Below are 22,163 nucleotides of genomic sequence, written 5' to 3'. Positions count from 1 at the left end.
GCCCCCTCAGAGCGTCCGGGCGCGGAGCGCCGTCACGACGATCTCGGCCAGGATGACGACGCCGAAGATCGCGGCGAGCACCACGGCGACCTGATCCCAGTAGAGCAGGTTCAGGGCGGTATCGAGCGCGACGCCGATGCCGCCCGCGCCGACCAGCCCGAGCACGGCGGATTCGCGGATGTTGATGTCCCACCGGAACAGCGCGATCGACCAGAAGGCCGGCTTCACCTGCGGCCAGTAGCCGAGCAGCAGCGTCGAGAGCCGGCCGGCGCCCGCGGCCTGCAGGGCCTCGATCGAGCCGCGATTGGCCTCCTCCAGCGCCTCGGCGAACAGCTTGCCGGTGAAGCCGACGGAGCGGAGCGCGATCGCCAGGGTCCCGGCCAGGGGGCCGGGGCCGAACACCGCCACGAACAGCAGCGCCCAGACCAGGGAATTCACCGAGCGCGAGGTCACGAACACGAACTTCGCGAACAGGTTCAGCGCGCGGTTGGGCGTGACGTTGCGGGCCGCCATCAGCCCGATCGGCACCGCGATCGCGATGGCGATCAGGGTGCCGAGCGTCGCGATGTGGAGCGTCTCCACCAGCGCCCGCAGGGTCGGCCCGACATAGCCGGCATCCATCGGCCACATCCGGCCGAACAGGTCGGCCAGTTGCTCGGGGGCGTCGTAGAGGAATTCCGGGATCACCTCGATGGTGCGCAGGCTCGCCACGAAGGCCGCCACCGCGCAGAGCGTGAAGGCGAGCCGCGCCAGCCGCTTCCACAGGGGGAAGCGCTGCCAGTGGCGCGGGCCGGCGGTAGCGGGGGCGAGGGCGACGCTCACTGGAACACCTTGCGGGCCCAGCCGGAGACGATCTCGGCCACCATGATCAGGGCGACGATGACGATCAGGATCGCCAGCACGACGTCGAAGTCGAAGCGCTGGTAGGCGGTGAACAGCGTCGCGCCGATGCCGCCGCCGCCGACGATGCCCACCATGGTGGAGTTCCGCAGGTTGGAATCGAGCTGGTAGGTGGCGAAGCCGATGAAGCGCGGCAGAACCTGCGGCTGCACGCCCATGATCAGGGTCGACAGGAAGCCGGCACCGGTCGCCCGCACCGCCTCGACCTGCTTCAGGGAGATCTCCTCGATCGCCTCGGCGAACAGCTTGGCGATGAAGCCCACCGAGGCGACGATCAGCGCCATGACGCCGGCGAGCGCCCCGAAGCCGATCGCCTTCACGAACAGGATCGCCACGATGATCGGGTGGAACGACCGGCAGAGCGCGATCAGGATGCGGGTCGGCCACGTCACCCAGGGCGGCATCAGGTTGCGGGCCGCCAGGAAGCCGATCGGCAGGGCGACCGCGATGCCGATCACCGTCGCGATCACGGCGATCTGCAGGCTCTCGAGGATGCCCGACTGGATCAGCTCCCAGCGGGAGAAGTTCGGCGGGAACATCCGGGCCAGGAACTGCTGCCCGTGGGCGAGGCCGCCGGCGAAGCGCTCGGGGGAGAAGCCGAGCTGGGTCGCCGCGTAGACCGCGTAGAGGGCGAGGAGCGCCCAGCCGGCGCGGGCGGTCCAGTTGGGCCGGAACGCGACGCGGCCGGCGGCGTCGGAGGAGGCCGGTCGGGCGGTCGCAATCATTCGAGCCAGTTCTCGCCGCCGTAGATGCCGCGTAGGTCGGCCTCGCTCAGCCGGTCGGGCGGCCCGTCATAGACCACATGCCCGCCCGACATGCCGACGATCCGCGCCGCGAAGCGCTGGGCGAGCGCCACGTTGTGGATGTTGACCACCACCGGCACGCCGCGCTCGGCCGCGAGCCGGGACAGGATCTCCATGATCTCCACGGAGCTCTTCGGATCGAGGGACGAAGTCGGCTCGTCGGCGAGCACGATCTCGGGCTCCTGCATGATCGCCCGGGCGATGCCGACGCGCTGGCGCTGGCCGCCCGACAGGGCGTCGGCCCGGCGCGTGGCGAAGCCCGACAGGCCGACCGCGTCGAGGAGGTCGAAGGCGCGGGCGATGTCCGCCTCGGGGAAGCGGCGCAGCCACGCGCGCCACGCCGGCACGTAGCCGAGGCGGCCGCAGAGCAGGTTCTCCATCACCGAGAGGCGCTCGACCAGGTTGTACTCCTGGAACACCATCCCGATCCGGCGACGCGCCCGGCGCAGGGCGGGGCCGGAGAGCCGGGCGAGGTCCTCGCCGCGGAACAGGATCTGCCCCGCGGTCGGCTGGACCAGCCGGTTGATGCAGCGGATCAGGGTGCTCTTGCCGGTGCCGGACGGCCCGATGATCGCCGTGAGCCCGGTGCCGGGCACCACGAGGTCGATGCCCTTCAGGACCGGCTGGCCGGGCCGGTATTCCTTGGTCAGCCCGCGGATCACCAGGGCTCGGGGATCCTCCGCCCGGGGATCGCCGTCGGGTCCGTCCTTGACCGCGCGCATCGCGCTTCCCGCCGTCACAGCCTGCATCACGGCTTGGGCGCGTCCGCGGCCTTCTTGCGGGCGGCCTCGGCCTCGCGGGCGGCCTCACGCTCGTAGGCGACCTTGTTGTACGGCGTGCCCGATTCCTCCGCGACCTTGCGGACGATCGCCCAGTCCTTGAGGTAGGTGATCGGCGCGAACCGGTCGTCGCCCTCGAAATCCTTCACCATGTCGGGTGGGAAGCGGAAATCGTAGAAGCACTGCTTCAGCTTCTCGGCGAGGTCCGGCTTGAGATCGTGGGCATAGGCGAAGCCCGAGGTCGGGAACTTCTCGCTCGTGTAGATCACCCGGTAATCGTCGCCCTTGATCGTGCCGCGGGCGACCATCCGGTAGAACACGTCCGAGGCCACCGGGGCGGCGTCGTAGTCGCCGGTGCCGACGCCCAAAGCCGACTTGTCGTGCCCGCCCGAATAGATCAGCTTGTAATCCTCGCCGGGCTTCAGCCCCTGCTCGGGGAAGAGGGCCTTGGGGGCGAGGTTGCCGGAATTCGACGACGGCGCCGTGTGGGCCACGCGCTTGCCCTTCAGGTCGGCCAGCGTCTTGTACGGGCTGCTCGCCTTCACCACGACGATCAGGTTGTAGCCCTCAGACCCCTTCTCGGTGCCCTTGGCGGCGAACGGGACCGCGCCGGCCATGTTGACGGCGAAGCCGAGGGGCCCGGTCGAGAAGCCCGCCACCGTGAGCCGGCCGGAGCGCATCGCCTCGATCTCGGCGGAGTTCGACTGGACCGGATAGTAGACGACCCGCTTGCCCGTGCACTGGCTGAGGTAGGTCGTGAACGGCTTGAACGAGTTCTCGTAGACCGCGGGATCCTCCACCGGCGTGTAGGCGAAGACGATGACGCTCGGGTCACGGGTCTTGGCCGGGACGTCGGCGACGAGATCCTTGTCGGCGTCGCAATAGGCATCGTCGAGCTGGCCGCGGTTGGGACACGCGTCGGCCCTGACGGGCGACAGGGAACCGAAGCCGCAGAGCAGCGCCAGGGCTGCGCCGTATCGGGCGAATGTCACGCGGTATCCTCCCTGCGGAGCCGTGCCTCGGGCCGGCGCCGTCATGTCCTCGCTCGATCGCGGCCGAGCCTTAAGTCGGCAAACTTGTAGGCGGCGGCTTCCGGGCGATGCAAGGCAGTCCGTGGAACAGAAGTTGAAGGACACGGCCCGGTGACAGGGGCCTGCGGCGGCTCCGAAGCGTCCCGTTTCCGTCGGCATCCAGGTGCCCACCGCCGGAGCCCCAGGGCGTGACACCGGGCGCCGAAGGGAAACCGGTTCCGTCCTGGCGCGCCGCGACAGGGCCGCCGCGCCGCTGATACGGTATCGCGCGGCTGTGGAGCGTTTCGATGCGGCGATCAATCCTGTTCCTGACGGCCGGCCTCCTGGCCTGCAGCCCGCGTGCGGCCTCCGCCGAGCCGGCGCAGGACGGCGTCGCCGATCTCGGCAGCTATGCCGCCCGCGTGGAGATGCATCCCTTCGAGAGCCTGACGCTGACCGACCGGCAGTTCCTGACCGGCACGTCCGAGGGTGCGAAGCCCGTCACGGTCGCCGGGCTCCTGCGCATCGCCAAGCCGGGGTCGGAGCGGTTGCCGACCGTGATCCTGATGCACGGCTCCGGGGGCCTCGGCGGCAACATCGAGTTCTGGCAGCGGGCGCTGGCGGCGCGGGGGATCTCGACCTTCGCCATCGACGGCTTCACCGGCCGGGGCCTGACCAGCGTCAACACCGATCAAAGTCTCCTCGCGCGCACGAACCTGATCCTCGACATCTACCGGGCGCTGGGCGTGCTGGCCCAGCATCCGCGGGTCGATCCGGCGCGCATCGCCGTGATGGGCTTCTCGCGCGGCGGCCAGGCTGCGCTGTATGCCAGCCTCAAGCGCTTCGACGCGGCCTGGAACCGCTCCGGCGTCACCCCCGCCCTGTACCTGCCGGTCTATCCCGACTGCGCGATCCGATTCCGGGACGACACCGCCCTGGTGGACCGGCCGATCCGGATGTTCGGGGGCAGCGGCGACGATTACAATCCGGCCGCGACCTGCGCCGCCTACGCCGAGCGACTGAAGGCGGCCGGCGCCGATGTCGGCCTGACCGTCTATCCCGGCGCGCAGCACGTCTTCGACAACCCGAACGGGCCGGCCCACCCCGTGGTCGCCAAGGGCGCGCAGACGGTCCGCGCCTGCGCGATCCGCGAGGCGGAGGACGGCGCCCTCGTGGAGGGCCCGAACGCCACGCCGTTCACCTATACCGCCCCGTGCGTGCAGCACGACCCGCATATCGGCTCCGACGCCGCCGCCCGCGCCGCGACCCTGTCGAGCGTCTCGGACGCGCTCGAGGCCGCGTTCCGGCGGCCGTGACGGCCAGATCGTCGCCGGATCGACGCCGGATCGACGCCGTGCAGGCGTCACTGGAGATCGATGACCGTCCGCCCCGACGGATGGGCCCGCGGTGCGGGCTCCCGCCTGTTGCCGAGGAAGTCCGTCGGCGGCAGGGCGCCGGGCTTGGCGCCGGGCTTGGCGACCGGGGCGCCGCGCGCGGCCTGCACCACCTGTTCGGGGCGCTCGGACGTGGCCGGCCCCGCGACCGGCGGCAGGGGCGCCACCACGCGTCCCTCCGCCTGATCGAGGCAGCGCCGCAGGGCGCCCGGGTCCGGCAGCAAGGTGCAATCGTTCACCGAGAGCGGGCTCGGCTGCGCGGCGGCGGGGGCCGCACCGAGGCCGGCCAGCAGGGCCAGGACGGCCTTGGCTTGCCGGGACCTGGCTTGCCGGGACCGGGTCGGGATCATGGCTGCGCCTGCCGGATCCGCGGGTTGACCTGCCGGATCTCGACCTCGCTCGGCTCCGACGGAAGCAGCCTGCGTGGGACCGGCGCCCCGACGCGGCCAGCCTGCTGCGGCGGCTGTGCGGGCGCGTCCGCCTGGTCGAGCCGGCCGAGCCGCACCCGCACATACGCGACCGAACGGTTGGCCGCATCGAACCCGCACTCGTAGGTCACGCGTACCCATTCCTTCGCGGGGCTGAGGAAGCGGATCGAATCCCCCCGATAGCGCACCACCGTGGCGGCGCCCTCGGGCGCCTCCGCCTGCTGGAAGATCTTGGCGAAGGGCCGCGAGACCCATTCGAAATCCGTCGGCGCCTGCGCCTCGATCCGCGGCGCGCAGATCTGGGACGCGACCTCGTTGTTGGCGCGCACGCAGGTGGCATCGCAGCCCGCGGGGGCGGGCGCCGGTTGCGTCGACGCGGCCCTGGCGGAGGCTGGCTGCTGCGCGGGCGGTGTCTGTGGTGAGGCTGCCGGCGGGGCCGGGGCCGCGGGCTGAGCCTCGGCCGAGTTGGCGCCGACAGACCCCAGGGTCGCGGTGGCGAGCAGGACCTGCATCAGCGATCGGCCGCGCTGCCTCATCGTAGCCTCCCACTCAACGCGTATCGCAGACGATTTTTCGTCTTGCGGTGAATTCGATCTCTTCGTCGTCCGCGAAAACCTTTCGGCTCAAGCACAGTCGACGGATCCTAAGCGGCGACGGCGGCATGGCCCTGTGAGACCCGTCCCACATCACCTTTCGGAGCATTCTTGCTTGGCCAGCAACATACCACTTTCAGCCATAACTGATGTGACCAATTTAACACGCCTATACCGACCTGTGATGGCACTAACGAAGACTGCCTATCCCGTGGAATGGATTCTAAGTCAGCGATCGCGGCAGGGCCACTTTAAACAGTTGAGAATGTTCGTCTTTCGACGCGCCATCCATACTGAATTCACGGCACTTTCATCTGAAAAAGGAATCCAGAAAATTGTAAAGATTGTAGATTTTTGCCTAACTCACGCTTGACACCCATCATCGGCTTATGGATACGCTTAACAAGCCGTTAAATCGCTGTAACGATAGAGCGACTGCAATGGCATAGATTGTGTTCGAGAGGACACATAAATAAAAATGGGAGTGTATCTATGTTCAAGTCAGTTGTTCTGGCGTCCGTGGCGGTCGCCGGTCTGACGGCCTTTGCGACAGGCGCCTCGGCGCAGTCCCAGACCCCCGTCATGGGCGCTGGAACTACCGCGAACGAAGCCTTCGTCGTCCAACGCGGTCTATCGAACTCCGCGGCTGTCGATCAGACCGGAACGAACAATAAGGCCGGCAAGCTCTCGACCAATGTCGACCTGTCAGTCCCGAATCTGTCGGAGAGCAACCTGAACGGCGTCTCGAACGGCGCCCAGACCATTCTGCAGAATGGTGCGTTCAACGAACTGAAGGTCACGCAGGGCGGCTCGAACAACACCGTGAGCACGATCGCCGGCAATCGCTACGGCAATCCGACGATCGGCGTCGCCAACGGCTCGTTCCAGCAAGGCATCGCCAACTCCGTCGACTCGAATCAGCTCGGGACCAACGGCGTGGCGCAGTTCCAGCAGAACGGCGACAAGAACAAGGCGTGGATCACCGCCGAGGCCGGATCGAAGAACACCTACGCGGGCATTTTCCAGTTCAACGGCGACAACAACAGGGCCCGCATCACGCAAGACTACAGGGCTGACAACGCCTATGCCGCGATCGTCCAGTCCGGCGACTATAACGTAGGCAACATCAGCCAGAACGGCAACACCAACTACGCCGCCCTGCTCCAGATCGGCCGAGGCAACGAGGCGTCGATCACGCAGACCGGATCGTCTGTCGGCGCCTTCGGCTATCAGAACGGCTTCGGCAATTATGGATCCATCACGCAGTCGGCGAACTCGGCCAATGCTGCTTTCGCGCAGATCGGCGGCTTCAACAGCGTGACGATCCGCCAGCACTAATGGATCGGGCTGAGGCCCATCCCCAGTCTGACGTGTCCTGGAAGGGGCGCTCCTGCGGGAGCGTCCCTTCTCTCGCCATCCCAGCGTCTTCGATCGCAGGCGCAGTCTCGATCATGCCCAGCCTCACCGTCGATCCGCCCGTCCTCTGTCGCGTGGTCGAGAGCCGCTCGGCCGAAACGACGCGTCTGGCTCTTCGCGTCGAGGCGCTCCGCGGCACCGCAGGGCGGTACAGCCTGGTCGTGCGGAAATCGGATCCGGCAGGCACCGCGACGATGCAGCAGGGCGGTGGCTTCGACCTCGCCCCCGGCGAAACCCGGGATGTCGGCAATCTGACCGTCAGCGTCCTGCCGAACGGCCAGCTCCGGATCGACGCGTCCGTGCTGATCGACGGGCGCAAGATCAACTGCGGCCATATCAGCATATACGATCTTTGATCGGCCGATCGATAATCGCCGATGTCAGTCGGTTGACATACCACTTTTTCGTTATCGGGAAATTATCCGTCGATTCATTGACATGGGCTGCCAACGGCGACAGCGGGTCGATTCTTATCAGAATTCATTGTGCCATAGTCACCACACGCCGGCTTAGAAGCCGTGTGGATAAGATATTTTGCTGTACTTTATCGAATAGCACTGATTTAAGGTGGGCCAAACAAGCAGGGGGGACAGATGATGCGCCGCACGCGCCGCAGCCGGACCGCAGGTCAAGTGCTGCTCTTCGTCCTCCCGCTCATGGCCGGCTCGGCGGCGGCCCAGGATCGCGTCGCGATCGAACAGATCCAAGCCCTAGCCCAACGCGCCGCGGCCGGTGCTCCGGGGCGGGCGATCCAGGAGAGCGACTACATCCTGGGCAATCAGTCCGGCATCCTGCTGCTCAGCCCGAGCCTCCCGCCCCAGCCGGCAGCCAATCAAGCCCGGGCCCTTCAGGTCGGAACAGGCAACATCTCCACGATCGACATGTCGGGCTACGGGAATGTCGCGGTCCAGAGCATCATCGGCGCGCGCAATACGGTGACGCAGCAGCAGACAGGCTCCTACAATCAGTCGACAGTCTCGGTCTTCGGCGATTCCAACACCGTCGGTACCCGGCAGGACGGCAGCGGCGCGGCCGCGACGATCACGGTCCGCGGCGACAACAACGCCATCTCGGCGCAGCAGCAGGGCAACAACGCCCTGCCGATCAGCATCACGCAAGTCGGCAACGGCGCCAACGTCTCGGTCACCCGGAGGTAACCCCATGCGCTTGTCCCGTCTCCTCGGGCCGCTCGTCTGCGGCACGGCTCTCCTTGCGGGCGTAGAGGCGCAGGCCAGCAGCCTCGTCTACCAGCCGATCAACCCGTCCTTCGGGGGAAGCCCCCTGAACGGCGCCTGGCTGCAGGCCGAGGCCGCCGCCCAGAACGACGCGCAACGGTCCGCCCAGCGCGACCAGCAGCTGTTCTCGGCGGCCCAGAGCAACGCCAACACCAAGACCCCCGGTCAGATCTTCGCCCAGCAGTTGCAGACGCAGATCTACAGCTCGCTGGCGAACCAGATCACCCAGGCCCTCTTCGGCGAGAACGCCCAGCAGAGCGGCAGCTACAGCTTCGGCGGATCCCAGGTCACGTTCCAGCGTCTGGGGACCAACATCCAGCTCCAGATCTTCGACGGCCAGTCGACCACTACCATCGTCGTCCCGGCGACGGCGGCGGCCGGCGGCAGCGCGATCGCCACGACGCCGCTCTCGGGCGCGCCCTGAAGCCGGGCGCAGGACGATGGAAACCGATCATCCTTGGCGGCCGGCTTCGCCGACCTGTGCCGCGCGAGCGGACGCGGCGGACCGGCATGCGGACCGGAACGGAGACGGCGTTGCCCGTGCGTAGCCTTCTGAACAGCCTGGTCGGCGCCGTCATCCTGTGTGCGGGCCTCGCCGCCTGCGCCCCCTGGGAGCGGGAGCTGCTCGCCCAGGCCCCGGTGGTGACGCCGCCGTCGCCCACCGACCTCAATCTGGAGACGCTGCCGCCGCCGACCCGCCGGGTCGACATCGCGATCTACAGCTTCCCGGACCTCACCGGTCAGAACAAGCCGAACGACAACATCGCGGAATATTCCCGCGCGGTCACGCAGGGCGGGGGCGCCTTCGTGGTCGACGCCCTGCGGCGCGCCGGCCGCGGCCAGTGGTTCTCGGTGGTGGAGCGCACCGGTCTCGCCAATCTGCTTCAGGAGCGGCAGCTCATCCGGGCCACGCGCCAGGAATTCGAGGGCGTGGAGGCCAAGCCGCTGCCGCCGATCCGGTTCGCCGGCCTGATCGTGGAGGGCGGCATCATCGGCTACGATGCCAACACCGTCACGGGCGGCGCCGGCGCCAACCTTCTGGGCATCGGCGGCGACACCAAATACCGGCGCGACGAGGTGACGGTGGCGATGCGCATCGTCTCCGTGCAGAGCGGCGAGGTGCTCAACAGCGTCACGGTGACGAAGACGATCTACTCGGTCGCCCTCAACGCCAACGCGTACCGCTACGTGGCGGTGGCCAAGCTGCTGCAGGTCGAGGCGGGTGTGACCCGCAACGAGCCGACCCAGATGGCCGTCCGCGAGGCGATCGACCTCGCCGTCTACGCGACGATCATGGAAGGCACGCGCAAGAAGCTCTGGCGCTTCCGGGACCCGGTGCTCGGGACGCGCTTGGTCGACGCGTACCTCGCCCGCGACAAGCCGACGCCGCTCGAGGTTCCGGCCGCAGAGGCGCCGGTGGGGCCCGTGGTGGTCAAGTCCTGAACCGCCATGCTGGAGCCCGTCGCACGCCCGCTCCAGTTCGGCCACCGCCGCAGGGGCGTGCGGGGGCCGCTCGCCCTCTGTCTCGTGCTGGCCGCCGCCCTGACCCCGATCATCGCGCCCCGGGCATCGAGCACCGCGCGTGCCCCGATGGCGCCGGATGCGGCCGACCTCACACCCTTCGCGCAGAGTGCGCCGCCGCCGATTGGGCCGGTGGCCAGCTTGGTCCGGTGGCCGGCGATCAGTCCGGCGATCAGTCCGGCCATGGCCGACCTTCTGGTCCTGGATCGGGGCGCGTTCCAGCCGATCGATGCCGCGTCGCTGCTGTTCTCGCGGGGTGATGGCGACCTGGACCGGCTGATCGCGACCGCGGCCGCGGCCAACGACCTGCCGCCCGACTTCTTCCTGCGCCTTCTGCGTCAGGAGAGCGGCCTCAATCCCTATGCGGTCAGTCCGGTCGGCGCACAGGGAATCGCCCAGTTCATGCCCGGGACCGCCGCCGAGCGCGGCCTGCGAAACCCGTTCGATCCCGTGGAGGCGATTCCGAAATCCGCCGAACTCCTGCGCGAGCACCGCGCGCGCTTCGGCAATCTCGGTTTGGCGGCCGCCGCGTACAATGCCGGCCCTCAGCGCGTGCGCGGATGGCTCGACGGCCGTTCGGGCATGCCCGCCGAGACGCGCGACTACGTGATCCGCATCACGGGCCGCCCCCTGGAGGAGTGGGCCCTGCAGAGCGGCCGGTCCCTGCCGGGGACGGCGCTGGCCTTCCTCGCCCCGCGCAGTCTCGGCTCTGCCTGGGCCGGCCGCGCCGACCCGCTCCTGCGTCCTGCGTCCCTGCTGGGGACCGAGCCGGTCTTGCGCGACGGGCCCGTGTCGTCGACGGCGCGCTCCGCCAGGACGAGGCCCCAGCGCCCGTCGGCACGGAGCCCGCAGCCGCGCTCCGAGCAGGCCCTCTGCGCGGTCCTGAACGGCGAAGGCCGCACCTGCCTCGTCCAGGCGGTCTACTGAGGGGGCGCGAGCTGCTCGATCCGGACCGCCTGGGCGGGCGTGGTCGGCTGGCGGCTCTGCCGAAGCCTGCGCCGCTTCCCGCGCCGTGATGCCCCCGCCGCCGGGATTGGGCCCGCCGCCTCAAGCAGGGACCGGTCGATCACCGGCGCCCGCTGAAACGCAGCCGGTCGCGGGCCGGGCGCGAGGCGCTGCCCCTCGTAGAGTTCGATGCAGTCCCGGAGGGCCGTCGGGTCGCGGATGAAGGTGCAGTCGTTCACGTTCGGCACCGGCGCGCCCTGCGCCGCCGCGGCGGTGATGCTCCCCGCGGCGGCGGCGGCGAACACAATCGTCCGCAGTGCAAATCCGGACATGGACGAACCTCACGGCCGTGCAGGCGAGTCGCTGCGTCGGCCTGAAACTACATTATTCAGCGTCTATCAGAACATTCACCTATCCTGCCAGTTCCGAAATTCTGATTTCGCTCGAACTCCAGAGGCCAGATCTGGGCCGCGGCCGCCGGTCGGGCGCGCGGCCGAGGCCCGCCCGACTTCGCCGCCCCGTTTCGCAGCATCGACCGGCGCTCGGCGGACCGCCGCGCCGCCGAGGGGGCCATCTCTACATCCGCAAGTCATGTCGGCGAGACGGCCGGCTCCTGGTGGCCTGCAAGCGGCGGAACCTGGCGCAGGCGCCCCCTCGTCCGACCGATGCCTGCGGGACGGGCCTGATCGGCAACGGCACAGCGATCCGGTGGGATGTCGGTGAGGGCCGCTCAAGGCGATCCCCCGGAGCGCGGCAAGCTGCAGCGCCAAAAGGACTGCCCCTTCACGGGGGGCGGATCACTCTGCCGACGGCCCCGCGCAGCCCGCACGGTCCGCCTATGGGATGGCGTCACAGTCCGCTGAGTGACGGTATCGGGTCGAACGCAGCCGTTCGCGCGGCCAATCCGGCCGTGTTCAGATTCTAGACGCCCGCCCGCGATGGCCCGCCCACCTGCCGCAGGGCCTCGCCGGCGATCATCGCGGCCGCAACCGCGACGTTGAGCGAGCGCAGGCCGGGCCGGATCGGCACCACGATCCGGGCATCGGCCGCCGCGTGCACCGCCTCCGGTACGCCGGCGGATTCGCGTCCCATCATCACGCAATCGTCCGGGCGGAAGGCGAAGTCCGTGTAGGGCAGGGCGCCCGCCGTGGTTGCGAGGACGAGCCGGATCCCGGCCTCGGCCCGCCACGCCGCGAAGGCCGCGAAGGAGCGGTGCCGCGTGATCGCCACGTGGTCGAGGTAGTCGAGCCCGGAGCGGCGCAGGTGCCGGTCGGAGACATCGAAGCCCGCGGGTTCCACGATCTCCACCGCGAGCCCCAGGCAGGCGGCCATGCGCAGCATCGTGCCGGTGTTCTGGGGAATGTCGGGCTGGTAGAGGGCGAGACGGAGCATGACACCCGCCTTGTGCGGGGTGGGGCCCGCGCCGTCAAAGACCCGCGCCGACGACGCACAGCCGGCAAACCGCTGCGGCGGCCCCCGCCGATGCCGAGACCGGGCGGAACTTAAGCCCCGCCAGAACCTTGAGGCGGCGCCACCCCATGTTCGGCCTCCGTCTGAAAGACCTGCTCCGATGCGCACCCCGCTCCTCGCCTCGGCCCTCCTGCTGGCCGGCCTCGCCACCGCCTCGGCGCAGACCGACGGCACCAAGCCGGACGGCGGCAGCGCCGCGACCCCGGTTCCCGGCGCACCCGCCACCATGGCCGACAACCTGCGCCCGACCTTCGTGGCTCAGACCCCCGACGACATGGTCGCCAGCAAGCTGATCGGCTCCAGCGTCGTCAACGGCGCCAACGAGACGATCGGGCAGATCGCCGATTTCGTCCTCGACCAGAAGGGCGCCGTGAAGGCCTGGATCATCGGGGTCGGCGGCTTCCTGGGGATCGGCTCGAAATACGTCGCGGTCGACCCGTCCGTGCTCAAGCTCGACCGTACCGACGGCAAGACCCTTCAGGCACGGATCGACACGACCAAGGACCAGCTCCGGGCGGCGCCGGAATACGTCTATCTCGGCAAGGAGCCGCCGAAGGGCGCCGCTCCGGCGAGCCCCGCGGGGGAGCCGGCGCAGAAGCCCTGACCGCGCCGACGGCGCGGGGCCGGGCGGCCGGCGGCACCGCGCCGGCTTGCCTCCGTGCGCCGTTGTGTGCTGTGCCGGCCTCCCCCGGAGGTCGGAACCCGTCCCATGCGCCGCGCCCTCGTCCCGCTTCTCGCCTTCTGCCTCGGCCTCGTGGGCCTCACCGGGGCGGCGGTGTTTGCGTTCCTGCCCGACAAGGCGCCGGTGGGCGTACCCGGCGTCGGCGGCCCGTTCACCCTCGTGAACCAGGACGGACGCACCGTGACCGAGCGCGATTTCGCCGGGGCCACCCATCTCGTGTTCTTCGGCTTCACCCACTGCCCGGATGTCTGCCCGACCACCCTGCAGCAGATCTCCGCCGTGCTGGCCGCCCTCGGGCCGAAGGGCCAGGCGATGCGGGTCGCCTTCATCACGGTGGATCCCGAGCGGGACGATCCGGCGAGCCTGAAGACCTACCTGTCGAGTTTCGATCCGCGCATCACCGGCCTCACCGGGACCCCCGAGCAGGTCACCGCCACCGAGAAGGCGTACCGGGCCTATGCCCGCAAGGTGCCGGCCAAGGACGGCGACTACACGATGGAGCATACCGCCCTGGTGTACATCATGGACGCGCAGAACCACTTCCTCGGCGCCCTCGACCTGACCCGGCCGGCCGACGAGGTCGCTGCGCAGCTCGCCAGGAAGATCTGAGCGCGGGGTGGTCCGGCCGGGGACGCGCTACAGCGTCATCCCGGCATGGAAGCGGTCGGGGGAGAGGGGCAGCAGGAACTGCACGCCGAAGCCGCCCTCGAAATAGCGGACCAGCCGCCCCGGCGTGCTGCCCACCGTGACGGCGGCGCCAAGGGGCAGCGGCACCGGGCAGGAGATCGCCACGCCCGACATCGAGATGTCGATGAGGCGTGCCCTGATCTCGCGGCCGCTCTCGACGCGCAGGATCACGGCCGTGTTGGTCGGGACGAGACGCTCGTGCGAGCGCCCCTCCGGCAGCCCCAGCATCTCCCGGTTGGCCAGCCAGGTGAGCTGGGAGGCGAGCTTGTCCCGCTTGCGCGGCGTGGCGTTGAGCTGGACCGCAAAGCCGTCCGCGCAGGGGCGGGCGATCACGCCTTCGATCCGGCCGATATGCTCCAGGTAGAGCACCACGCGTTCGCCGACTTCGCCCTGCACCGCGCAGGTTAGCCGCACGCCGCCCGGCGACATGTCCACCGTCTGGCAGGGGTACTCCCGACGATCGGCCAGCATGTAGCGGCCGAGCACGGCGACCCGCACGCGCTGGTGCCGGCGCTGGTCGGCCGCACCGCGCGCCGGCTCGGGGGGCGCCCCGCGTCGATCTGTTCCGGCGGTGGCCGCGACCGCGATCATTCCGAGATAGGTCCTACGCCGAGATAAAGGCCGGTACAGACTAAGCTCGGACTGTTACGAAACCCTTTTTTCCTGCTTCTGCGTGTTTCGGCCCTGTAGAAGCATTCACTATCGGACGTTGCCTCGACGGGCGCGATCGACTTTCGCCGTGACGGTGTTCTCGGATTCCCGCGCGGATCCGCTCGTGGCAGCGAGCGTCATCCCAGTGAATCTTTGAATGAATACAATCCTCAGGCACGCCCGCCGGCGTGGACGAGGAGGTGACCGTGGCGCACCGGTCCGGGATAGGTGGCGCTCGTGCGCACGGCGGTGCGGGCGGGCGGCCCCGCCTCGGGACGGCGGCTGGGCAGGATGCGCAGGGAGGTTGTCTCGGCTTCCATCAGCGGGCGCAGGCCGAGCCAGTGCGGCGCACCGTCGAGGCTCAGGGTGCCGAGGGCGCGGACCTGGGTCCGGCCGCGGTGGCGCAGGGGCAGGAGCAGGAGTTCGAGGTCCGCCGCCTCGCCGGCCGCATTCGTGCCGCGCAGGCCCGCCACGACGCCGAGCGTGTCGCTGGCGACGATCTCGACGATCCGCCAGGGATCCGGGGCCCGGGAGCCCCAGAGCCGGGCGAAGGGCTCACCCTTCAGTTCACGGCCATACAGGGCGCAGACCCGCGTCCCTGCGAGCCGGATCGTCGCGGAACGGGCGAGCATGTCGAGTTCCAAAATCAGGCTGTCGGCGAGAAGGTGCCGGATCTCGCCCGGCTCGATCTCGGCGCGCTCCGGAGCAGCCCGCTCTCCGCGCAGGCGCTCCCAGTAGGCGTGGAGCATGCGGCTGGTGGGATGTTTCATCGGTGTCCCGATTCTCAACGCCTGTGGTTCATCCCCGGATCACTCTGGCACATCCGCGCGGGTGTGACGGGCCGATCCGGGCGCTCACCGCGTCTGGGCGCATGGGCCGTGCCGGCCCGGTGCGTCCGCGCATCGCTGGACCGACCGGCGACGCGCGGCCCGGGGGTTAGCGCGTCAGGGCCGGCGACACAATCGTCGCACCCCGCGCGGCGCTCAGCCGTCATCCGGGGCGGAACCGGTGCGAAGACAGATGGGCGCCGTGTGATGGACTGGTATCCTCTGCGTCTTTGCGAGCTTCAATACGTCGCCGGGGCTTGCCCAGTCGCGCCGTGCCCCGACATGGTGCCGCGATGGATGCCTCCCCCGACTTTCCGCGGCAGAGCCGCGTGCCCGTGTTCAACATGCCGGGGGTTGTCACCCTCGCGATCGGGCTTCTTCTGGCGATCCAGGCGGTGCGCGAGTTCCTGCTGCCGGACACCTGGGACATCCGCCTCGTCCTCGACCTGGCGCTGATCCCGGCGCGCTGGACCCTCTGGTTCGATCCCGGCCAAGCCACCGAGGTGATCCGCGCGGCCGCCGATACGGGCGATCCCAGCCTGGAGGCGGCCCGCGAGGCCTTCGCCCGCTACATCGTGGGCGAGCACGCCCTCCAGCCCTGGACGCTCGTCACCTACGCGCTGCTGCACGGCTCGTGGATGCACGTGATCTTCAACAGCGTCTGGCTCGCGGCCTTCGGCGCCCCGGTGGCGCGCCGCTGCGGCGCCCTGCGCTGGTGCGTCCTCGCCCTTGCCGGCACCGCGGCCGGGGGCCTGTTCCACATCCTGATCGATCCCCTGGGCGCCGGGCCGCTGGTCGGCGCCTCGGCGGGGATCTCGGCCCTGATGGCGGCCGCCGCCCGCTTCGTGTTCCAGCCGCCGGTCTCCGGCTACGGCGCGCCGGCCTGGCAGGTGCCGCCGGCCCGGCCCGCCGAGACGATCCCCGAATTGCTGCGCAACCGGACGGCCGTGTCGTTCCTGGTGATCTGGCTCCTGACCAACCTGCTCTTCGGCCTCGTCAGCATGCCGCTGGTCGGCGAGAACGCCGCCATCGCCTGGGACGCGCATCTCGGCGGCTTCATCGCGGGCTTCTTCCTGTTCCCTCTCGTCGATCCTCGGGAGCCGCGGCGGCACTGAGCACCTTGCCATCCGGCCGGATCGGTCACACACTCGCCACAATGTGAACGCGCCGGGCCCAACCCGGCCGAGAACGCAATCAGGGCGCCGCGGGCTGACGGCGTACCGGACGCGTCACAAGGGAGAGAGCCATGACCGTCGCACGCATCCTCGCCGAGAAGGGAAGCTCCGTCGTCACCGTGAGCCCCGACAAGACACTGGAGGACGTGATCCAGATCCTCGCCGACAAGCGGATCGGTGCCCTGGTGGCCGCCCATGCCGACGGGACGGTGGCGGGCATCATCTCCGAGCGGGACATCATGCGTGCGCTGGCCCGGCACGGAGGCTCGGCCTTCGACGCGCCGGTCTCGGCCCATATGACCACCGCGGTCACGACTTGCGGTCGGAGCACCACGATCGAGGAGGTCATGGCGCTGATGACCGATGGGCGCTTCCGCCACGTGCCGGTCTGCGAGGACGGGCGGCTGATCGGCCTCGTCTCGATCGGCGACGTGGTGGCGCGCAAGATCGCCTCCGTCGAGGCCGAGCAGCAGGCCCTGCGCGACTACATCACGATGGCGTAGGGGCGCGAAGCCTCACGTCTCTCGCGCCCTCCGCCCCCGGGCTTCACCGGTTCAGAGCAGGCGGCCGGTGCCGGAGCGCGACGCGCGCGCCCTCTCCCGCACGGGAGAGGGGACCTGCGCGTCTCCGCGTCGACGGACGAGCGGGCCGACAGCTCAAGCCCATGATCGCCCGCGGTCCGTTTCACGCCTTCACGGGATCGAGGGTGACGTGCCAGAGGTCGGTGTCGGCCGCGTCCTTGAGGGTCACGGTCATCTGCTCGGTCCGACCGTCCACCGCCACGTGCCCGAAGAACTGGTAGCCGGCGGCCGGCGACAGGTTCACCTGACCCTTGTCGGGCGCCTTCACGAAGCGCAGCTGCGGCCCGAACGTGTTGTCCAGGGCGTTCGGCCCGAAGGTGCCCGCGTGCAGCGGGCCGGAGACGAACTCCCAGAACGGGTCGAAATCCTGGAACTGCGCCTTGTTGGGGTCGTAGTAGTGGGCGGCCGTGTAGTGCACGTCGGCCGTGAGCCAGACCGTGTTGCGGATCCCCGCGCTCTTGATGAAGCGCAGGAGGTCGGCGATCTCCAGTTCGCGCCCCAGGGGCGGCCCGTCGCCCTGCGCCACCGCCTCCGAGCCGAAATTCCGGTCGACGTCGTAGGTCACCACGAGGCCGAGGGGCATGTCGGCGGCGATCACCTTCCAGGTCGCGCGGGAGTCGAGCAGCGCCTGCTTCAGCCACGCGAGTTGCTGCGGCCCGAGGAAGTGGGATTCGGGGCCGTACTCCGTCTGCTTGTTCTCGCCGTTCGGCCCCCGGTAGGAGCGCATGTCGAGCATGAACACGTCGACCAGCGGACCGTAGGCGATCTTGCGGTAGACCCGGCCGGGTTCCGCCGGCTCGAAGCGCATCGGCATGTACTCGTGAAACGCCTTGGCCGCCCGCAGCTGCAGGGCCAGGACGTTCGGGTCGGAGTATTTCTTCTTGAGGTGCTCGGCCCGGGTGAGGGGTTCGCCCGGCCACCAGTTGTTGGTGACCTCGTGGTCGTCCCACTGCGCCAGGATCGGCACGGCGGCGTTCATCGCCAGCACGTTCCGGTCGGTGAGGTTGTACTTGTGCCGGCCCCGGAACTCCGCGAGCGTCTCGGCGGGCTTGGCCACCTCCTCGGTGACCCGGTTGCGCCACAGGCTGCCGTCGGGGAGCTTCACCTCGGACTGGATCGGCCCGTCGGCGTAGATCGTGTCGCCGGAATGGATGAAGAAGTCCGGCCGGTTCTTCAGGATGGCCGAGTAGATCGTCATGCCGCCGCGGGCCTCGTCGATGCCCCAGCCCTGGCCCGCCGTGTCGCCCGACCAGCAGAACGACACCGTGCGCCTGTCCGCCGGCGCGGTACGGAACCGGCCGATCTGAGCCGGTCCGACAATCGTCGGGGCGGCGATGTCCTGGAGGCGGACCCGGTAGAACACGTCCTGGCCGGCCGGCAGCCCGGTCAGGGCCACCTTCACGGTGCCATCGGTCTCGGGCAGGGCGTCGGCGAAGACGCCGCCGCGGATGTCGGAAAAGCTCTCGGTGGTCGCCCATTCGACGATCGCCCGGGCGGGCCGGTCGGAGCGCGCCCAGACGACCGCCGAGTCGGTGCCGACATCGCCCGATTGCAGGCCGTGTGTGAGGACCGGCCGGTCGGCGGCACGGCTCAGGCCGGGGCGCCCGAGGCCGGAGGCCAGCCCGACGAGGCTCGCGCCCCCGGACAGCAGGATCTGACGGCGACTCGTATACATTGGAAGCCCTCCAGTATGCAGGGCGCCCATCGCAGGCGGTCGCGACAGCCGGATGACGGGCAAGCACGCAGGCGGGCTGGATCGGGGCCCGACAGCCTCACGCCCGAGCCGCGGCACCTTCCAGCATAGTGCGGATCCGGGGCAGGGCGGCCCGGGCGGCGCGGTGCCCCAGAGCAATGCCCTCCGCGGCGCGGTGGAAATCGAACAGCCCGAAGGCGCCGAGATCCGGGCCGATGGCGACGTCCGGCGGGTCGCGTTCCAGCCGCGCCCGCGAGATCCGATCCTGGGTGGTGTTGAAGGCGTCGAGCACCACCCGGGCGATGCCCGGTACGGCGAGCTCGGGCTCGGGACGGTCGAAACCCGGCAGGCGTCCGCGCACCACCTGCAGAAGGCCCCGGCGCGGGGGCGGGTGCGGCGCCTCGCGCACCACCGGACCGCCGGTATCGCCGTTGAGGTTCACGCAGATGACCAGGTCGGCACCCAGCGCCCGGGCCAACGCCACCGGCACCGGGTTGACCAGAGTCCCGTCCATCAGCACGCGGCCCGCGTGGGCCACCGGTGGGAACAGGCCGGGAATCGCGTAGGAGGCGCGCACCGCATCCACCGCCGGGCCCTCGGTGAGGCTGATCTCGTCGCCGGTGCCGTACTCGGTGGCGACGCAGCCGAAGCGGATGGGCAGCGTCTCGATGCGGCGCGCGCCGAGATCCGCGGCGAGGCGCTGGCGCAGGCGGTTGCCGGCGATCAGGCCGGAGCCCGGCAGACGGGGATCGATGAGCCCGACGACGCGGCGCCGGGTCAGCGCCCGGGCGAAGGCTTCGAGCCGGTCGAGGCGCCCGGCCGCGTAGCAGGCGCCGACCACCGCGCCGATGGAGCAGCCCGCCACAACGGTCGGATGGATGCCGGCTTCCTCGAGGGCACGGATCACCCCGATATGCGCCCAGCCCCGGGCCGAGCCGCCGCCGAGCGCGAGCCCGAACCGCGGTCCGGCACTCGGCGACGGCCGGACCGGCTCGACGGTTCCGGGAAGGAAATGGGGATCGGCGGATTCGTCTTGCCACCGTGTGGCAAGAGGGTGGTTCATCGCCCGGCGGCCTTCAGGACGACCTGGCCGTCCGTCTCACGGACGACGCTGCGGTAGAAGCAGTCCCGCCGGCCGGTGTGGCAGCAGCCGCCGTCGCCCCCGACCTCGACGCGGATCAGCAGGGCGTCCTGGTCGCAATCGACCCGCATCTCGACCACGCGCTGGATCTGACCGCTGGTCGCCCCCTTGTGCCAGAGTTCGCCCCGCGAGCGCGACCAGTACCAAGCCTCGCCGGTCTCGAGCGTGCGCGCCAGCGATTCGGCGTTCATGTGGGCGAGCATCAGCACCCGCCCGTCTTGCGCGTCCACCGCGATGCAGGCGACGAGCCCGTCGCGGTCGAATCGGGGCGTGAGGGCCGTACCTTCCTCGACCTCGGCGCGGGTGCCGGGGGGAGCGAAAGCGATGTCGCGGGCAGTCATGGGCAGGTCGTCGCCTGAGGCTACTTGGCGCCGCCGCGCACTAGGGTCAGGAAGCGGACCTGCTCGTTGGCATTGTCCTTGAAGACGCCGCGGAACTGGCTGGTGATGGTCGAGACGCCGGCCTTCTGGACGCCGCGCATCGCCATGCAGAGATGCTCGGCCTCCACCATCACGGCGACGCCGCGGGGCTTGAGGATGCTCTCGATCACGTCGGCGATCTGGGCGGTCATCGTCTCCTGGGTCTGCAGGCGGCGGGCGAAGGTGTCGACCACGCGGGCGAGCTTCGACAGGCCGACCACGCCCCGGGTCGGGTAGTAGGCGATGTGGGCGAGGCCCATGAACGGCACCATGTGGTGCTCGCAATGGGAGTGGAACGGGATGTCGCGCACCAGCACGATGTCCGAGTAGCCCTCGACCTCCTCGAAGACGCGTTCGAGGAGCTTCTCGGCATCGACCCCATAGCCGCCGAACAGCTGCTCGTAGGCCTTGGTCACCCGGGCCGGCGTGTCGAGCAGGCCCTCGCGGGTCGGATCGTCGCCGGCCCAGCGCAGGAGCGTGCGCACGGCGGCCTCGGCCTCGGCGCGGCTCGGGCGGCCGGTCTCGATCCCGTCCGGGACGCGGGTGGCGGAAGCCGGCTCGGGCGCGACCTCGATGGGACGCCCGTCATCCACCGGCCGATTGTCATTGCGCATGCCGTTCAGCCCTTGCCCATCACTCCCGTTCCGGCCGAAACCCTGGCCATCGCCCTGGTAGGACAAGGATTTGAGCGCGGCATCCATGGCATCTCCGGCCCGCGCGATGCGGGACTTCATCGGGGTGCTGTCGGGCTTTGCGTACATCGTCGGATCGGGTCGGGCGTTCGAGGGAAGTTCCCGGGCTCGAAAAGGTTTCAAGCCGGCGCCCCGGGATGGTCTAAAGCCGTGAGCACCACCGTGGCCGTGGGCGCGACCCTGGTCGACGGCCCGCCTCCTCGCGAAGCGACCGTACGGCGCCTATATCATCGTTCGCGGGGCAACGCGCAATGCGCGATGCACGCGGCAGAGTCCCGATGGGATTGACGCCTCCGGTTGAGGACCCGATGCTCGACGATATCTACAACCGCCGTATCCTGGAACTCGCCGCCGATATCCCCCGGCTCGGTCGGCTGGAGAACCCGGATGCCAGCGCCACCGCCCATTCCCGCCTGTGCGGCTCGACCGTGACGGTCGACCTCGTCCTCGGCGAGGACGGCCGGGTGACGGATTTCGCCCACGAGGTGAGGGCCTGCGCCTTGGGGCAGGCCTCCTCGTCGCTGATGGGCCGGCACGTGGTCGGTACCACGGCGGAGGAGCTGCGCGGCGTCCGCGAGACCATGCGGGCGATGCTCAAGGAGAACGGGCCTGCGCCCGATGGCGCCTGGGCGGACCTCGCGGTGCTGGAGCCGGTGCGGGCGTTCAAGGCGCGCCATGCCTCGACGCTCCTGACCTTCGACGCGGTGGTGGACGCCCTCGATCAGATCGCCGCCAAGCGACGGGCCGCCTGAGGGCATGGTCCGGCGCGCCGCCCATTGGGCGATCCGCCTGTATCAGCTCACCCTGTCGGGTCTGATCGGCCGCCAGTGCCGTCATTGGCCGAGCTGCTCCGAATACACCGATACGGCCATCGCCCGACACGGGGTCTGGCCCGGCGGCTGGATGGGCGTCGCCCGGATCTGCCGCTGCGGCCCGTTCGGAACCCACGGGATCGATCTCGTGCCGGAGCAGCTGCCCGCGGGATCGGCGTGGTACCGCCCCTGGGCCTATGGCCGCTGGCGCGGCGTCGAGGCGCCGCCGTCACCCTTCGCCTGTGAGGCGGTGGCGGAGGGGCGTGGAGCGGACGCACGGTGAAGGTCGCGATCCCGGCCTGTTTCAGC

At 69.9% G+C, this 22,163-nt stretch carries 27 protein-coding genes; 13 read left to right on the top strand and 14 right to left on the bottom strand.

Annotation, left to right across the window (positions count from 1 at the left end):
* Positions 1-6: 6 nt before the first annotated feature.
* Genes phnE (A3862_RS08460) through phnD form a run of 4 tightly spaced genes read right to left on the bottom strand, consistent with a single transcriptional unit; the run spans position 7 to position 3,474 of the window.
* Positions 7-822: a phosphonate ABC transporter, permease protein PhnE gene (gene phnE / locus A3862_RS08460; protein ID WP_043356476.1), complete on the bottom strand. Its 816-nt coding sequence runs from the start codon at positions 820-822 to the stop codon at positions 7-9.
* Complete coding sequence (phnE, locus tag A3862_RS08455; protein WP_111473506.1) at positions 819-1,625, bottom strand: phosphonate ABC transporter, permease protein PhnE; 807 nt, start codon at positions 1,623-1,625, stop codon at positions 819-821. Before phnE (A3862_RS08455) ends, phnE (A3862_RS08460) begins: the two co-directional genes overlap by 4 nt.
* A complete protein-coding gene (gene phnC / locus A3862_RS08450) occupies positions 1,622-2,425 on the bottom strand; it encodes a phosphonate ABC transporter ATP-binding protein (protein WP_052083927.1) in 804 nt (267 codons plus the stop codon). The genes phnE (A3862_RS08455) and phnC overlap by 4 nt, the downstream gene beginning before the upstream one ends.
* A 26-nt stretch (positions 2,426-2,451) precedes the next feature.
* A complete protein-coding gene (phnD, locus tag A3862_RS08445) occupies positions 2,452-3,474 on the bottom strand; it encodes a phosphate/phosphite/phosphonate ABC transporter substrate-binding protein (protein ID WP_043353999.1) in 1,023 nt (340 codons plus the stop codon).
* Positions 3,475-3,800: 326 nt separating this feature from the next.
* Here phnD and A3862_RS08440 point away from each other — a divergent pair, with 326 nt between their 5' ends.
* Positions 3,801-4,808 carry a dienelactone hydrolase family protein gene (locus A3862_RS08440; protein ID WP_043759855.1) on the top strand — a complete coding sequence of 336 codons (1,008 nt, stop codon included), beginning with the start codon at positions 3,801-3,803 and terminating at the stop codon, positions 4,806-4,808.
* Between the two features lie 47 nt (positions 4,809-4,855).
* On the opposite strand, the gene A3862_RS08435 is transcribed toward A3862_RS08440, so the two are convergent.
* Both A3862_RS08435 and A3862_RS08430 read right to left on the bottom strand, forming a co-directional pair.
* Positions 4,856-5,236 carry a hypothetical protein gene (locus A3862_RS08435; protein WP_043379074.1) on the bottom strand — a complete coding sequence of 127 codons (381 nt, stop codon included), beginning with the start codon at positions 5,234-5,236 and terminating at the stop codon, positions 4,856-4,858.
* Positions 5,233-5,850, bottom strand: a complete 618-nt coding sequence (locus tag A3862_RS08430) for a hypothetical protein (RefSeq protein WP_124262958.1) — start codon at positions 5,848-5,850, stop codon at positions 5,233-5,235. Before A3862_RS08430 ends, A3862_RS08435 begins: the two co-directional genes overlap by 4 nt.
* A 549-nt stretch (positions 5,851-6,399) precedes the next feature.
* On the opposite strand from A3862_RS08430, the gene A3862_RS08425 reads away from it, so the two are divergent.
* The 6 genes from A3862_RS08425 to A3862_RS08400 all read left to right on the top strand — a co-directional run bounded on the left by A3862_RS08425 (position 6,400) and on the right by A3862_RS08400 (position 11,006).
* The gene (locus tag A3862_RS08425; RefSeq protein WP_043759859.1) at positions 6,400-7,245 is read left to right on the top strand and encodes a hypothetical protein; all 846 of its coding nucleotides are present in this window, start codon (positions 6,400-6,402) and stop codon (positions 7,243-7,245) included.
* A gap of 113 nt (positions 7,246-7,358) precedes the next feature.
* The gene (gene csgH, locus A3862_RS08420) at positions 7,359-7,679 is read left to right on the top strand and encodes a curli-like amyloid fiber formation chaperone CsgH (RefSeq protein WP_043759861.1); all 321 of its coding nucleotides are present in this window, start codon (positions 7,359-7,361) and stop codon (positions 7,677-7,679) included.
* Positions 7,680-7,916: 237 nt separating this feature from the next.
* The gene (locus A3862_RS08415; RefSeq protein ID WP_236961864.1) at positions 7,917-8,480 is read left to right on the top strand and encodes a hypothetical protein; all 564 of its coding nucleotides are present in this window, start codon (positions 7,917-7,919) and stop codon (positions 8,478-8,480) included.
* Positions 8,481-8,484: 4 nt separating this feature from the next.
* Positions 8,485-8,982 carry a curli assembly protein CsgF gene (locus tag A3862_RS08410; RefSeq protein ID WP_043355333.1) on the top strand — a complete coding sequence of 166 codons (498 nt, stop codon included), beginning with the start codon at positions 8,485-8,487 and terminating at the stop codon, positions 8,980-8,982.
* Between the two features lie 116 nt (positions 8,983-9,098).
* Positions 9,099-10,001 carry a CsgG/HfaB family protein gene (locus A3862_RS08405; RefSeq protein WP_111474318.1) on the top strand — a complete coding sequence of 301 codons (903 nt, stop codon included), beginning with the start codon at positions 9,099-9,101 and terminating at the stop codon, positions 9,999-10,001.
* A 6-nt stretch (positions 10,002-10,007) separates the two neighbouring features.
* Positions 10,008-11,006, top strand: a complete 999-nt coding sequence (locus tag A3862_RS08400; protein WP_111473504.1) for a lytic transglycosylase domain-containing protein — start codon at positions 10,008-10,010, stop codon at positions 11,004-11,006.
* Here the strand turns inward: A3862_RS08400 and A3862_RS08395 are convergent.
* Positions 11,000-11,356 (bottom strand): hypothetical protein, encoded by a 357-nt coding sequence (locus A3862_RS08395; protein ID WP_043355336.1) that lies wholly within the window; start codon positions 11,354-11,356, stop codon positions 11,000-11,002. The two genes, A3862_RS08400 and A3862_RS08395, sit on opposite strands and share 7 nt — an antisense overlap.
* A gap of 589 nt (positions 11,357-11,945) precedes the next feature.
* Positions 11,946-12,416, bottom strand: coding sequence for a tRNA (cytidine(34)-2'-O)-methyltransferase (locus tag A3862_RS08390; RefSeq protein WP_043355337.1), 471 nt, complete (start codon positions 12,414-12,416; stop codon positions 11,946-11,948).
* Between the two features lie 178 nt (positions 12,417-12,594).
* Here A3862_RS08390 and A3862_RS08385 point away from each other — a divergent pair, with 178 nt between their 5' ends.
* On the top strand, positions 12,595-13,098 hold the full coding sequence (locus A3862_RS08385; RefSeq protein ID WP_043355339.1) for a PRC-barrel domain-containing protein: 504 nt from the start codon (positions 12,595-12,597) through the stop codon (positions 13,096-13,098).
* A 105-nt stretch (positions 13,099-13,203) separates the two neighbouring features.
* On the top strand, positions 13,204-13,785 hold the full coding sequence (locus A3862_RS08380) for an SCO family protein (RefSeq protein ID WP_043355341.1): 582 nt from the start codon (positions 13,204-13,206) through the stop codon (positions 13,783-13,785).
* 27 nt (positions 13,786-13,812) lie between these two features.
* On the opposite strand, the gene A3862_RS08375 is transcribed toward A3862_RS08380, so the two are convergent.
* On the bottom strand, positions 13,813-14,454 hold the full coding sequence (locus A3862_RS08375) for a PilZ domain-containing protein (RefSeq protein ID WP_043355343.1): 642 nt from the start codon (positions 14,452-14,454) through the stop codon (positions 13,813-13,815).
* A gap of 230 nt (positions 14,455-14,684) precedes the next feature.
* The gene (locus A3862_RS08370) at positions 14,685-15,284 is read right to left on the bottom strand and encodes a PAS domain-containing protein (RefSeq protein WP_043379090.1); all 600 of its coding nucleotides are present in this window, start codon (positions 15,282-15,284) and stop codon (positions 14,685-14,687) included.
* Positions 15,285-15,634: 350 nt separating this feature from the next.
* On the opposite strand from A3862_RS08370, the gene A3862_RS08365 reads away from it, so the two are divergent.
* Positions 15,635-16,456 (top strand): rhomboid family intramembrane serine protease, encoded by an 822-nt coding sequence (locus tag A3862_RS08365; protein ID WP_043355351.1) that lies wholly within the window; start codon positions 15,635-15,637, stop codon positions 16,454-16,456.
* A gap of 131 nt (positions 16,457-16,587) precedes the next feature.
* Complete coding sequence (locus A3862_RS08360) at positions 16,588-17,019, top strand: CBS domain-containing protein (protein ID WP_043355353.1); 432 nt, start codon at positions 16,588-16,590, stop codon at positions 17,017-17,019.
* A 181-nt stretch (positions 17,020-17,200) separates the two neighbouring features.
* Here the strand turns inward: A3862_RS08360 and A3862_RS08355 are convergent, their stop codons facing one another.
* The 4 genes from A3862_RS08355 to folE all read right to left on the bottom strand — a co-directional run bounded on the left by A3862_RS08355 (position 17,201) and on the right by folE (position 21,111).
* Positions 17,201-18,772, bottom strand: coding sequence for an alkaline phosphatase D family protein (locus A3862_RS08355; protein WP_111473503.1), 1,572 nt, complete (start codon positions 18,770-18,772; stop codon positions 17,201-17,203).
* A 97-nt stretch (positions 18,773-18,869) separates the two neighbouring features.
* Entirely contained in the window at positions 18,870-19,853 is a 984-nt protein-coding gene (locus A3862_RS08350; RefSeq protein ID WP_111473502.1) for a patatin-like phospholipase family protein, read from the bottom strand.
* Positions 19,850-20,272, bottom strand: a complete 423-nt coding sequence (gene hisI, locus A3862_RS08345; RefSeq protein ID WP_043759872.1) for a phosphoribosyl-AMP cyclohydrolase — start codon at positions 20,270-20,272, stop codon at positions 19,850-19,852. Before hisI ends, A3862_RS08350 begins: the two co-directional genes overlap by 4 nt.
* A 20-nt stretch (positions 20,273-20,292) precedes the next feature.
* Positions 20,293-21,111: a GTP cyclohydrolase I FolE gene (gene folE, locus A3862_RS08340; protein WP_043379097.1), complete on the bottom strand. Its 819-nt coding sequence runs from the start codon at positions 21,109-21,111 to the stop codon at positions 20,293-20,295.
* Between the two features lie 239 nt (positions 21,112-21,350).
* On the opposite strand from folE, the gene A3862_RS08335 reads away from it, so the two are divergent.
* On the top strand, positions 21,351-21,794 hold the full coding sequence (locus A3862_RS08335; RefSeq protein WP_043355362.1) for an iron-sulfur cluster assembly scaffold protein: 444 nt from the start codon (positions 21,351-21,353) through the stop codon (positions 21,792-21,794).
* Positions 21,795-21,798: 4 nt separating this feature from the next.
* Positions 21,799-22,137 carry a membrane protein insertion efficiency factor YidD gene (yidD, locus tag A3862_RS08330; protein ID WP_043355364.1) on the top strand — a complete coding sequence of 113 codons (339 nt, stop codon included), beginning with the start codon at positions 21,799-21,801 and terminating at the stop codon, positions 22,135-22,137.
* Positions 22,138-22,163 lie beyond the last annotated feature (26 nt).

Origin of the sequence: Methylobacterium sp. XJLW, assembly GCF_003254375.1 — a bacterium.
Taxonomy (GTDB): Bacteria; Pseudomonadota; Alphaproteobacteria; order Rhizobiales; family Beijerinckiaceae; genus Methylobacterium; species Methylobacterium fujisawaense.
The sequence above is the reverse complement of the archived record's forward strand: the minus strand, read 5'-3'. Positions and strand labels throughout refer to the sequence as shown.

Coding starts and splice junctions, on each gene's coding strand:
- A3862_RS08410 (WP_043355333.1), top strand. CDS start 8,485: ATGCGCTTGTCCCGTCTCCTCGGGCCGCTCGTCTGCGGCACGGCTCTC.
- A3862_RS08360 (WP_043355353.1), top strand. CDS start 16,588: ATGACCGTCGCACGCATCCTCGCCGAGAAGGGAAGCTCCGTCGTCACC.
- A3862_RS08415 (WP_236961864.1), top strand. CDS start 7,917: ATGATGCGCCGCACGCGCCGCAGCCGGACCGCAGGTCAAGTGCTGCTC.
- A3862_RS08335 (WP_043355362.1), top strand. CDS start 21,351: ATGCTCGACGATATCTACAACCGCCGTATCCTGGAACTCGCCGCCGAT.
- A3862_RS08380 (WP_043355341.1), top strand. CDS start 13,204: ATGCGCCGCGCCCTCGTCCCGCTTCTCGCCTTCTGCCTCGGCCTCGTG.
- A3862_RS08435 (WP_043379074.1), bottom strand. CDS start 5,236: ATGATCCCGACCCGGTCCCGGCAAGCCAGGTCCCGGCAAGCCAAGGCC.
- A3862_RS08440 (WP_043759855.1), top strand. CDS start 3,801: ATGCGGCGATCAATCCTGTTCCTGACGGCCGGCCTCCTGGCCTGCAGC.
- A3862_RS08395 (WP_043355336.1), bottom strand. CDS start 11,356: ATGTCCGGATTTGCACTGCGGACGATTGTGTTCGCCGCCGCCGCCGCG.
- phnE (WP_111473506.1), bottom strand. CDS start 1,625: ATGATTGCGACCGCCCGACCGGCCTCCTCCGACGCCGCCGGCCGCGTC.
- yidD (WP_043355364.1), top strand. CDS start 21,799: ATGGTCCGGCGCGCCGCCCATTGGGCGATCCGCCTGTATCAGCTCACC.
- A3862_RS08430 (WP_124262958.1), bottom strand. CDS start 5,850: ATGAGGCAGCGCGGCCGATCGCTGATGCAGGTCCTGCTCGCCACCGCG.
- A3862_RS08365 (WP_043355351.1), top strand. CDS start 15,635: ATGGATGCCTCCCCCGACTTTCCGCGGCAGAGCCGCGTGCCCGTGTTC.
- A3862_RS08375 (WP_043355343.1), bottom strand. CDS start 14,454: ATGATCGCGGTCGCGGCCACCGCCGGAACAGATCGACGCGGGGCGCCC.
- hisI (WP_043759872.1), bottom strand. CDS start 20,272: ATGACTGCCCGCGACATCGCTTTCGCTCCCCCCGGCACCCGCGCCGAG.
- phnC (WP_052083927.1), bottom strand. CDS start 2,425: ATGCGCGCGGTCAAGGACGGACCCGACGGCGATCCCCGGGCGGAGGAT.
- A3862_RS08355 (WP_111473503.1), bottom strand. CDS start 18,772: ATGTATACGAGTCGCCGTCAGATCCTGCTGTCCGGGGGCGCGAGCCTC.
- A3862_RS08425 (WP_043759859.1), top strand. CDS start 6,400: ATGTTCAAGTCAGTTGTTCTGGCGTCCGTGGCGGTCGCCGGTCTGACG.
- A3862_RS08385 (WP_043355339.1), top strand. CDS start 12,595: ATGCGCACCCCGCTCCTCGCCTCGGCCCTCCTGCTGGCCGGCCTCGCC.
- A3862_RS08390 (WP_043355337.1), bottom strand. CDS start 12,416: ATGCTCCGTCTCGCCCTCTACCAGCCCGACATTCCCCAGAACACCGGC.
- csgH (WP_043759861.1), top strand. CDS start 7,359: ATGCCCAGCCTCACCGTCGATCCGCCCGTCCTCTGTCGCGTGGTCGAG.
- A3862_RS08350 (WP_111473502.1), bottom strand. CDS start 19,853: ATGAACCACCCTCTTGCCACACGGTGGCAAGACGAATCCGCCGATCCC.
- A3862_RS08400 (WP_111473504.1), top strand. CDS start 10,008: ATGCTGGAGCCCGTCGCACGCCCGCTCCAGTTCGGCCACCGCCGCAGG.
- folE (WP_043379097.1), bottom strand. CDS start 21,111: ATGTACGCAAAGCCCGACAGCACCCCGATGAAGTCCCGCATCGCGCGG.
- A3862_RS08370 (WP_043379090.1), bottom strand. CDS start 15,284: ATGAAACATCCCACCAGCCGCATGCTCCACGCCTACTGGGAGCGCCTG.